The sequence below is a fragment of the Streptomyces sp. GC420 genome (genome assembly GCF_009916105.1).
Classification (GTDB): Bacteria; Actinomycetota; Actinomycetes; order Streptomycetales; family Streptomycetaceae; genus Streptomyces.
Genome location: NZ_JAAAXQ010000375.1, coordinates 1 through 7,350, shown reverse-complemented (window position 1 = coordinate 7,350; position 7,350 = coordinate 1). Strand labels below are relative to the sequence as shown.

Sequence of the window (7,350 nt, the reverse complement as noted above, 5' to 3'; positions counted from 1 at the left end):
GCCTCCACCACGTCCGGGGGCACAGCCGCGGCCGCGTAGATCCTGGCCAGGTACACCCCGTAGGGGGAGAGGACCAGGGGCAGCAGCACGGAGGCGTAGCTGTCGGTGAGGTTGGCCTCGGCCAGCAGCAGGTACTGCGGCACGGCGAGGATCACCGGGGGCATCAGCACGCCCGCGAGGAGCACGTTGAAGACGGTCTCGCGGCCCCGGAAGCGGTAGACCGCGAGCGCGTAGCCGCTCACCGCGGAGACCGCCGCCGACAGCAGGGCGCCCGCACCGGCGTAGAAGGCGGAGTTGGCCATCCATTTCCAGTACACGCCCTCGCGGTACGCCGACAGGTCGGTGACGTTGTCCGCGAAGCCGGTGCCGGGCAGGAACGTGAACGTCGAGAACAACTCGCGTCCCGACTTGGTGGCGGCCATCACCACCCACAGCACGGGGAGCAGGCAGTAGAGGGCGCCGAGGAGCAGAGCGGCGGTCGGGACGAGGGCGGCACGGCGGCGCCGCGGCGGTCCCTGGGCGGTGCCGGGGGTGGTCCCGGCGGCCGGGACGGCCTTGCGGCCGCCCGCGGCCTGCCGGGCGGCGAGCGAACTCATCGGGCTTCCTCCTGCCGGGAACGGGAGTTGGCGACGCGCAGGAACCCGAAGGACAGCGCGAGGGTGGCGACGGCGATGATCACGGCCTGGGCGGCCGCCGAGTGGATGTCGTTGTTGGCGAAGGCGTCCTGGTACACCTTCATCAGCGGACTCCAGGTGGTGGAGACGGAGTTGGTGAGCGGCCTGAGGGTGGTCGGCTCGGCGAACACCTGGAGCGTCGCGATGATCGAGAAGAAGAAGGTGAGCACCAGGGAGGGAGCCACCATCGGGATCTTGACGCGCAGCGCGACCTGGAGCTGCGAGCAGCCGTCCAGCTTCGCCGCCTCGTGGACCTCGGCCGGGATGGCCTGCAGCGAGGTGTAGATGACGATCATGTTGAAGCCGGTGCCGCCCCAGACCGCGATGTTCGACAGGGCGACGAACAGCGGCCCGCCGTCCAGCAGGTCCGGCTGCGGGAGCCCCGCCCTGTCCAGTACGAAGTAGAACGGGCTGACGTCCGGGAGGTACAGGAAACCCCACAGCAGCGCCGCGATCACCCCGGGGATGGCGTACGGCAGGAAGATCGCCAGCCGGGTGAAGGAGGTGAGGCGGACCCGGTCCGTGTCCAGCATCAGCGCCAGGAGCAGGGCGGAGCCGAGCATGACGGGGACGACGATCGCGCCGTAGCCGAGGACGCGCAGGGCGCCGTCGAGGAGTTCGGAGTCACCGAGCGCGGACGTGTAGTTGGACAGGCCCGCCCAGACCTCGTCGCGGGCGCCGGCGCCGAGACCGAGGCCCTTGACCTCGACCTTGCGCAGGCTGAGGTGGACGGCGTAGCCGATGGGCAGGGCGAAGAACAGCAGGAACAGGACGACGGCGGGGGCGAGGAAGAGGTACGGCGCGCGGCGCACCCGCCCGTTGGCGGGGCGGGCGGCCCGGGCGCCCGGCGCACGGCGGGAGCCGTGCGCCTTGACCTTGTCGGTACTCATCACCCGGCGACCTTGAAGCCGGTCTTCTTCAGGTCCGCGACGGTGGCGTCCTGCATCGTGGTCAGCGCGGCGCCGAACCGCGCCCGGCTCCTGGCCTTGGCGGCCTTCGCGAATTCGTCGCGGAAGGCGGTGTAGGCGACGTTGACGTTGGGACCCCAGGCGGAGGGCGCGGTGGTCGCGGCGATCTCGGCGGCCTCGGTGTAGAAGTCCGGCTGGTTGGAGAAGAACTCGGGTGCCTCGGCGAGCGCGCCTCCGGTCTGGGCGGCGGTGGCGGCAGGGTAGATGCCGCCCTCCCTGACGAGTGCGGCCAGCGCCTCCTCGTCGGTGTTCAGCCAGGTGGCGAACTCGGCGGCGGCCTTCTTGTTCCGCGAGTCGTTGGTGACGGCGGTGGAGGAACCGCCCCAGCTGCCGGTCGTGTTGTCGCCCTCGGTCCACTGGGGGAGCGGGGCCATCGCCCACTTGCCCCTGGTGTCGGGGGCGGCGGTGGTCAGCACGCCGGGCGCCCAGACCGCGCTCACCCAGGCGATCTGCTTGCCGGTGTTGAGGCCCTTGTTCCAGGCGGGGGTGTACATCGGCTGGTTGTCGACGGCGCCCTCCTCGACCAGGCCGCCCCAGAAGTCGGCGACGCGCCTGGTGGCGGCGTCGTCGATGCCGACCTTCCAGCTGTCGCCCTCGGTGGTCCACCACTTGGCGCCGGCCTGCTGGGAGAGGCCGGCGAAGAGACCGGCGTCGTTGCTGGAGAAGGTGGTGAGCGCCTTGGCGGGGTCCTTCTTCTTGAGCTTGCGGGCCGTCTCGGCGAACTCGTCCCAGGTGGTGGGGACCGTCAGGCCGTACTTCTCGAAGAGGTCCTCGCGGTAGTAGAACATCATCGGGCCGGAGTCCTGCGGGACCGCGTAGACCGCGTCGGTGCCGAGGGTGGTCTGCTGCCAGACGCCGGGCGCGAACGCCTTCTCGGCGTCGCCGGCGTCGCCGGATATGTCGGCGAGGACATCGTTGCTGACGAGCGTGGGGAGCGCCTGGTACTCGGCCTGCACCAGGTCGGGGCCCTTCTCGGCCTTGGCCGCCGTGATGATCTTGGTGACGAGTTCGTCGCCCGAGGCCTGCTTCTTCACCGTCACCTTGATGCCGGCCTCCTTGCCCTCGCCGGCGTTCCAGATCGCCGCGACCTTGTCCATGCCGGGCGCCCAGGCCCAGTAGGTCAGTGAGACCGGGCCCGAACCGGCCGAGCCCTCGTCCTCCGGGCCGGAGCCGCAGGCGGCGAGGGTGGTGGCGCCCAGCGTGACGGCGACCGCGGCCGACAATGCCGGCACGAGGCGTCGTCGCATCGTGAACTGCATGGGTTCTTCTCCCCTGACAAGGGTCTGGCGACCGTGGGTTCCGCAGACCGGCCATGCGCGGTGTGCTCTGTGAACGTTCACAGTAGAGAAACATCCTCGACACTTGTCAATGGTTGTTGCTGTGCGGTTATGTTGGACTCACGTCGCCGATGATGTGTGTGCACGTTCCCAATTGATCGTTTCGTCGCCCCGAGCCTCACCAGGAGACCCGCATGCCGGACACCGCACCCAAGGGCCTGAAGGGGCTCGCCTACGGCGGGGACTACAACCCCGAGCAGTGGCCGGAGGAGGTCTGGCACGAGGACGTCCGGCTGATGCGCGAGGCCGGCGTCACGATGGTCAGCGTCGGCATCTTCTCCTGGGCGCTGCTCGAACCCGAGCCGGGGAACTACGAGTTCGGCCTCCTCGACCGGGCCATCGGCCTCCTGCACGAGAACGGCATCCGCGTCGACCTCGCCACCCCCACCGTCGCACCGCCCGCCTGGTTCTTCCGCGCCCACCCCGAGGCACTTTCCGTCACCCGCGAGGGCATGCGGTACGCCTTCGGCTCCCGCGGGGCCATCTGCCACAGCTCACCCGCATACCGGGCGGCCGCCGCCGCCATCACCGAACAGCTCGCCCGGCGCTACGGCACCCACCCGGCGCTCGCCCTCTGGCACGTCCACAACGAGTACGGCGTCCCCGTCAGCGCCTGCTACTGCGAGAACTGCGCCGCGCACTTCCGGCGCTGGCTCGAGCGGACCTACGGCACGGTCGATGAGGTCAACGAGGCCTGGGGCACGGCCTTCTGGGGCCAGCGCTACGCCTCCCTCGACGAGATCGAACCGCCGCGCGCCACCCCCACCGTGTGCAACCCGGCCCAGCGGCTGGACTACGCGCGCTTCGCCGACGCCACCATGCGCGAGAACTTCACCGCCGAACGCGACATCCTGCACCGACTCTCGCCCGGCGTTCCGGTCACGACGAACTTCATGACCGCCCTCAGCCAGTGCGACACCGTCGACTACTGGGCCTGGGGCCGCGAGGTCGACCTCGTCACCAACGACCACTACCTCATCACCGACGGCCGCCGCACCCATGTCAACCTCGCCATGGCCGCCGACCTCACCCGGTCCGTCGCCGGCGGCGCGCCCTGGCTGCTCCTCGAGCACTCCACCTCGGGTGTCAGCTGGCAGCCGCGCAATCCCGCCAAGGCGCCCGGGGAGATGGCCCGCAACAGCCTGGCCCACGTGGCGCGCGGCTCCGACGGCGCGATGTTCTTCCAGTGGCGCCAGTCCCGGCGCGGCGCCGAGAAGTTCCACTCGGCGATGGTGCCGCACGCGGGGACGGACAGCCGCGTCTGGCGCGAGGTCGTCGGCCTCGGCGCCGGCCTCGGCTCCCTGGCCGCGGTCCGCGGCACCCGCACGGTCGCGGACGCCGCGATGGTGTGGGACTGGCAGTCCTGGTGGGCGCAGAACCTCGAATGGCGGCCCAGCGAGGACCACGACGCGCGGGAACGCGCCGACAGCTTCTACGAGGCGCTCTACGACCGGCACCTGACCGTCGACTTCGCGCACCCTGAAGGCGACCTGTCGGCCTATCCCCTTGTCGTCGTACCCGCCCTCTACCTCACCACCGAGGCCGCGGGCCGCAACCTCCGGGCGTACGTCGAGAACGGCGGCACGCTCGTCGTCTCGTACTTCTCCGGGATCGTCGACGAGCACGACGCCGTCCACGACGGGCCCCACCCGGGCGCCCTGCGCGAGGTCCTCGGGCTGACCGTCGAGGAGTTCTCACCGCTCGGGGAGGGCGAACGGGTCCGCATCACCGCGGCGGACGGTTCGGAACTGACCGGCGACGTGTGGACGGAATTCGTCGTGCCGCACGGCGCCGAGACGGTGTGGACGTACGCCGGCGGGCTCGCCGCGGGCGGCCCCGCCGTCACCCGGCACCGGCTGGGGAAGGGCACCGCCTGGTACGTGTCCACCCGGCTCGGCGCCGGAGACCTCGACACGATCCTGGACGCGGCCGCCGGGGACGCCCGCCTCGCCCCGCGCGCCGGACTCCCGCGCGACGTGGAGGTCGTACGCCGCACCGGCGAGACCGGCAGCTACCTCTTCGCCGTCAACCACACGGCCACCGAAGCCAAAGTGCCGCTGGACGCCCACGGCACGGAACTCCTCACGGGGGAGCTGGCGGCAGGCCACCTGGGCGTGCCGGCGGGTGCGGTGCGCGTCCTGAGAATCGACGACGCCTGACGGCCCCCGGGCCGGGCCACCCCACCGGTCCCGGCCCGGCGCCGGGCCGGCACCGCCCCGGGACCGGTGCCCCGGCCGGCGCGGCGAACGCCGGCTCGACGAAGGGGGCCGGGACCGTTACCGCCGCCAAGACGCCGGTGCCGCCCGCGATGCGGGCCGGCCGCCGGCCGCACGGTGCGATGGGCGGCACGGTGCCGCCGACCCGGTGCCGAGGGCCGCGGTGCCGGGCCGGCGCACCCCCGCACCCGCACCCCGCGCACCGCTACCGCTCCACGCTCGCCCACCGCACACCGCCCGCACACAGCACACCGCCCGCACACAGCACACGGCACCACGCACGGCGCACGTCCCCAGCCCCCATTGTCGAAGGGACATCGACGATGCACGTACTCCACCGCACCGCCAGGGCCGCCGCCCTGAGAGCCGCCGCCGCGGCGGCACTCGGCGGCCTCCTGCTCGCCGCCCTGCCCGCACAACGGGCGGACGCCGCCGCGACCCTGTCCAACGCCGGGTTCGAGGCGGACGGCACCGGCACCGCGACTCCCGCCGGCTGGAGCACCTACTCCGCCACCGGGCAGAACTCCGCCTCGTACACGGAGGCCGGCGGCCACAGCGGCGGCCACCGCCTCACCCACTGGTTCTCGTCCGCGTACAAGGTCGAGACGTACCAGTACCTCACCGGGCTCGCGGACGGCACATACACGCTCAGCGCACGGGTCCGCTCCAGCGGCGGCCGGAACGCCGCCTACATCGCCCTGCGCAACTGCGGCGGCGCCGAGCAGCGTACGGACCTGCCGCCCACGCCCGACGGCGCCTGGATCCGACTGGTCACCTCCGTCAAGGTCACCGGCGGATCCTGCACCGTCAGCTTCAACTCCGACGCCCACGCGGGGGAGTGGGCGAACTTCGACGACCTGACCCTCACCCCGGGCAGCACCGGTCTCGCCATCAGGGGCGGTGACGTCTCCACCCTGAAGAAGAGCGAGGACAGGGGCGGTGTGTACCGCTACGCCAACGGCACGGCGGGCGACGCCCTCGCCGTCCTCAGGTCCAAGGGCATGAACTACGGCCGCCTCAAGGTGTGGGTGAACCCCGCGGACGGCTACAACGACAAGGCACGCGTCCTGACGATGGCCAAGCGCATCAAGGACCAGGGGATGAAACTCCTGGTCGACTTCCACTACAGCGACACCTGGGCCGACCCGGGCGCGCAGAACACGCCCGCCGCGTGGGCCTCGCACGGTTACGCGCAGCTGAGGACCGACGTCTACAACCACACCCACGACGTCCTCGCCGCACTCAAGGCGCAGGGCACCACCGCCGACATGGTGCAGATCGGCAACGAGCTCAACGGCGGCATGCTCTGGCCCGAGGGGTCCACCGACAACTGGCAGCAACTGGCGGGACTGCTGACCTCAGGCGCCAACGCCGCCAAGGCCGTCTCCTCCTCCACCAAGGTGGCACTGCACCTCGCCCACGGCGGCGACAACGGCCTCTACCGCTGGTGGTTCGACAACGCCGTCGCCCGCGGTGTCCCCTTCGACGTCATCGGGGCGTCCTTCTACGGATACTGGCACGGGCCGCTGAGCGGCCTGCAGGCCAACCTGGACGACATCGCCTCCCGCTACGGCAAGGACGTCTACGTCGCCGAGACCGCGTACGCCTTCCGCCTGGACAGCGAGGACGCGCACGAGAACATCATCGACACCACCGCCGAACTGGTCACCGGCTATCCGGCGTCGGCGGCCGGGCAGGCCGCGTGGCTGCGTGACGTCATGAACGTCGTCGAGGCCGTACCGAACGGCCGGGGCCTCGGTGTCTTCTACTGGGAGCCGACCTGGACCGCGGTCGCCGGCAACGGCTGGGACCCGGCCGATCCGTCCTCGGGCAACGGCTGGGAGAACCAGGCACTCTTCGGCTACGACGACCGGCTGCTGCCCGCCGCCGACTGGTTCGCCCACCGCTGAGCCGGCCCGGCGTCCGGTGCAGGGGCGCGGTCCGGGCCACACCCCGTGTGAATCGCGCGGACGCACATCGCACCCGCACACGCTTCCGGCCAAGTGGCCGGATCGATTCACTCGACCCATGGAACCGCCCGGGTGAGGGAGGCCCGGGCGAAGGGGCCGCCGGTGCCGTCCTCCCGCCCGGCCGGCGGCCCGCCCCGCTCCTTCTCCCAGGGTGGGGCGGGAGCGGGGGCCGCGCCGCGGTCACC

Annotated in this window: 4 protein-coding genes and 1 pseudogene; 2 read left to right on the top strand and 3 right to left on the bottom strand. The window is 71.7% G+C overall.

The window, feature by feature from the left end:
• The 3 genes and pseudogenes from GUY61_RS31530 to GUY61_RS31520 all read right to left on the bottom strand — a co-directional run.
• Window positions 1-596: pseudogene (locus GUY61_RS31530) on the bottom strand (carbohydrate ABC transporter permease); the annotation flags it as partial.
• Entirely contained in the window at window positions 593-1,564 is a 972-nt protein-coding gene (locus tag GUY61_RS31525; protein ID WP_166633660.1) for a carbohydrate ABC transporter permease, read from the bottom strand. The pseudogene GUY61_RS31530 and the gene GUY61_RS31525, both read right to left, overlap by 4 nt.
• A complete protein-coding gene (locus GUY61_RS31520; protein WP_166633659.1) occupies window positions 1,564-2,901 on the bottom strand; it encodes an ABC transporter substrate-binding protein in 1,338 nt (445 codons plus the stop codon). The genes GUY61_RS31525 and GUY61_RS31520 overlap by 1 nt, the downstream gene beginning before the upstream one ends.
• A gap of 212 nt (window positions 2,902-3,113) precedes the next feature.
• Between GUY61_RS31520 and GUY61_RS31515 the strand changes: the two genes are divergently transcribed.
• Together GUY61_RS31515 and GUY61_RS31510 are read left to right on the top strand one after the other, a co-directional pair.
• Window positions 3,114-5,138 carry a beta-galactosidase gene (locus tag GUY61_RS31515; protein WP_166633658.1) on the top strand — a complete coding sequence of 675 codons (2,025 nt, stop codon included), beginning with the start codon at window positions 3,114-3,116 and terminating at the stop codon, window positions 5,136-5,138.
• Between the two features lie 380 nt (window positions 5,139-5,518).
• Complete coding sequence (locus tag GUY61_RS31510) at window positions 5,519-7,105, top strand: arabinogalactan endo-1,4-beta-galactosidase (RefSeq protein ID WP_166633657.1); 1,587 nt, start codon at window positions 5,519-5,521, stop codon at window positions 7,103-7,105.
• Window positions 7,106-7,350 lie beyond the last annotated feature (245 nt).

Bases quoted from the DNA above. Each gene is read 5' to 3' on its own strand.
- GUY61_RS31520 (WP_166633659.1), bottom strand. From the start codon at position 2,901: ATGCAGTTCACGATGCGACGACGCCTCGTGCCGGCATTGTCGGCCGCG.
- GUY61_RS31510 (WP_166633657.1), top strand. From the start codon at position 5,519: ATGCACGTACTCCACCGCACCGCCAGGGCCGCCGCCCTGAGAGCCGCC.
- GUY61_RS31515 (WP_166633658.1), top strand. From the start codon at position 3,114: ATGCCGGACACCGCACCCAAGGGCCTGAAGGGGCTCGCCTACGGCGGG.
- GUY61_RS31525 (WP_166633660.1), bottom strand. From the start codon at position 1,564: ATGAGTACCGACAAGGTCAAGGCGCACGGCTCCCGCCGTGCGCCGGGC.